This window comes from Exiguobacterium sp. s160 (genome assembly GCF_018617575.1).
GTDB classification, from domain to species: domain Bacteria; phylum Bacillota; class Bacilli; order Exiguobacteriales; family Exiguobacteriaceae; genus Exiguobacterium; species Exiguobacterium aestuarii_A.
In genome coordinates, this window is the sequence record NZ_JACSKK010000032.1 from 1 (window position 1) to 343 (window position 343).

The 343-nt window shown below is 51.0% G+C and carries 2 tRNA genes; both read right to left on the reverse strand.

Annotated elements, in window-relative coordinates:
• Positions 1-62: 62 nt before the first annotated feature.
• Positions 63-135 (reverse strand) — tRNA-Ala (locus KNO86_RS14630).
• Between the two features lie 22 nt (positions 136-157).
• Positions 158-234 (reverse strand) — tRNA-Ile (locus KNO86_RS14635).
• Positions 235-343 lie beyond the last annotated feature (109 nt).

Here is a 343-nt window from a genome sequence, read left to right on the forward strand (position 1 = left end):
GGACCATATGTGAAATTGGTTTTTGATGTCTTGATGAATCTTCAGTTTTCAAGGAACAAAAGTGGAGCCTAGCGGGATCGAACCGCTGACCTCCTGCGTGCAAGGCAGGCGCTCTCCCAGCTGAGCTAAGGCCCCGTATTGGAATTGTTCATAAAAATGGTGGGCCTAAGTGGACTCGAACCACCGACCTCACGCTTATCAGGCGTGCGCTCTAACCGGCTGAGCTATAGGCCCTCATAGAGAGGTTTTGGTCTCTCAAAACTGAACGATGGGCAATGCCACATGGGCATTTTCCTTAGAAAGGAGGTGATCCAGCCGCACCTTCCGATACGGCTACCTTGTT